The organism is Borrelia persica No12, from assembly GCF_000500045.1.
Taxonomy (GTDB): Bacteria; Spirochaetota; Spirochaetia; order Borreliales; family Borreliaceae; genus Borrelia; species Borrelia persica.
Genome location: NZ_AYOT01000153.1, coordinates 1 through 2,664, shown reverse-complemented (window position 1 = coordinate 2,664; position 2,664 = coordinate 1). Strand labels below are relative to the sequence as shown.

The 2,664-nt window shown below is 26.7% G+C and carries 2 protein-coding genes; both read left to right on the top strand.

The genetic code is table 11. The annotated features are described in order from the left end of the window. Nucleotides 1-404 precede the first annotated feature (404 nt). Nucleotides 405-818 carry a hypothetical protein gene (locus tag U881_RS0105735; protein WP_024653622.1) on the top strand — a complete coding sequence of 138 codons (414 nt, stop codon included), beginning with the start codon at nucleotides 405-407 and terminating at the stop codon, nucleotides 816-818. A 518-nt stretch (nucleotides 819-1,336) separates the two neighbouring features. Then, nucleotides 1,337-2,664, top strand: a 1,328-nt coding sequence (locus tag U881_RS0105725; protein ID WP_024653620.1) for a plasmid maintenance protein, incomplete at its 3' end; no start/stop codon positions are given.

Here is a 2,664-nt window from a genome sequence, read left to right as displayed (position 1 = left end):
TAATATTAAGTTGTTTCCTTAGACCACCAGACACTCAAATCCCCTCCTCTAAGCCTTCAAAATGACAAACAAAATACTTTACTCCTATCAACCCTCACCATAAAACTTAATAAAAGCAAAGTAATTTGCTTTCTTATACAGAAAAAACATCATTAAAATCCGTAGCTAAATACAAGACTACAAAACCTTTAATGCTAACAATATACAATATAAATAAATCTGAGTCAATATAAATTAACGCATTTTTTCGATAAAATAGATTAAAACAGAAAAAACTGTCTAATAAGGCGCAATTAATAAAAATAACCTCAAACGTCAATGTTTATTTACTTATATTAACTATTTTTAAATTTTTAAGTATGATAAAAATATACAATTTTGACAAAAGAAGAGGAAACATCATTATGAAAAAAATAGGTAAAATAAAATTATATAAAATTGGCGAAATAGTAGACATACTAGAAACAAGTTTTAACTATAAAACAACCTCATCATCTCTTTGCAGAAAGGCAGCTATTTTAAATGCATATATCACCTATAATGGTGTCAGATACATCCCAGAAAAGATAATTAATGAATTAGCCACCGACATAAAAACCAAAAAAGTAAAAGCAAATATTCAAACACTTATAACAAAAAAACTAGAAATCATAAAGCAAAACCTAAACATACATGATCCAAAAGATGAAATACATACTATCAAAACTACAAATGAAATTATTCAAGCAATAACACAACTAAAACAAGAGATGGAGAACAAAAACAAGGAAATACTAACACTAAAAAAAGAAATACAACAAATAAAAAATACACAATGACACAAACAAAATTACAAAATCTATACGACAATCAGAAATCACAACTATACATAAACAAAGAAAATATATAATTTTCTAAAAATTTAAAAGCTGAGTCAATATTTATGTTTATTGATTCGGCTTTAAAAACACCAAGAAACAATCTACCTAGTTATCAAAATCGATAATAGGTAAACATAATAACTATTATCCATAATAAACCACTTTCAATACATGCCAATAAATATGGATTAACATTTATTGACATTAATTTTAAAATTATATAAAATCAACGTCATGATTACGTCTAATATAAGCAAATCTCCTAGATTTTTTTATTATATATATAAAAATTTTACAAAGATTGTTTTTATAATTTTTTATAAAGCTTGTAAAGCAAACAAAATTATATATAAAAAAATCACCCCAACCGAAAACCTAGTCAAGAGTGAAATTTTCATATATAATGAAATATACAAAAGTCCAAAGCTTCTTTATAAAAAAAAGAAAATTCAAACTTTGGACACAAAAAAAACCATATGTTAAGTATAGCAAAAGATAATCAGAATTTCAAATATAAAGACCCCAAAGGTCAAATAGACGCAATATTAAAAAGCCTTGTAGAACTAAATATTTATAAAAATCCCCATAATACTCAAACAATACGAATGTCCTATGTTAAATTGCAAATAAGTAAAATGCTGAAACGATACAACAGATTACTCAAAGTTTACTGGACAATAAATACTAAAAATACAAATTACAAACAATCAAAGGGAATCGAAGAATATTCAGCAAGTGATATCCAAAACATAGTACTTAAACTACTAGAAAATGATTATGCAAAAAAAGTATGTAAACGCACTCTAGAATTAGATATAAAGCTACTAAACAATCTAAATTTAATAAAATCTAAAATTATAAGATTTGGTAAAGGAAAAGGAAGTGTTGCTTATTATGTGCAAAACATGGAACTAATGCCTACTCATAAAGAAGCAATATTAGAATATCTAACACAACTTCTACAAGACAATTTAAAAGATAAATTCATTATTGGAAATTTTGATTTTGATAAGCCTTTTGATAACGAACCCAAAAATATAAATTCAAAAATAAATTCGAAAACTACAAAACTCATAAAAGAAAAAATAGAATCAAAAAACAACGAACAACTTAATAAAAATCGCATGAGTATAATTTCGCATGTGCAAGATTCGGATGATATTAATAAAGCTAATATAAGCTATAAAAAAGAAAAGAATTCTAAAGAGAACTCAGAAATGCTTTTGAAAAAGGAAGATTTTTATAAAAAAAAGAAAAGAGATTGTAAAATAACAAGAAAAGACGTTGAGACAAGACTGCTATCTGACTACAAAATTAGCGAAAAGTATGTGAAGCAAATAAAAGAGCTAAGTAACAACGATTCGACATACATAAATGCTCTGTTAAATTTGGAGCAAGCAATAACTGACTATGGAATTGAATACAGTCTTGAAGACATTTTAGAGCATTTTTTAAAGCAATTTGCAAATAGATACAAGCACAAAGTCTGGATGATGATGAAAAGAAAAGACGGGATAATAAACGATTATGAAATAATTTGGGAAGGCAGATTTAGAGACTGGTACTCCAATAAGTACAAAAAGCGATGTGTTGAAAAATCGGTTTATGGTGAGAGTATATGCATTGGAAAAAAACTTGTAGAAAAAGAAAGCAAAAAAGCAACAAAAAATTTGCGCAATCATGATACAGAAAAAAAAGCAGAAAAAGAGAAACGTAGGTTGGAATTGCTGAAAAGAGAAGCCTATTTGCAAAAGCTGTTTGAACAGGAAGCGAAGGAGAGAAAAGAGAGGCTTAGAAGAGCAGA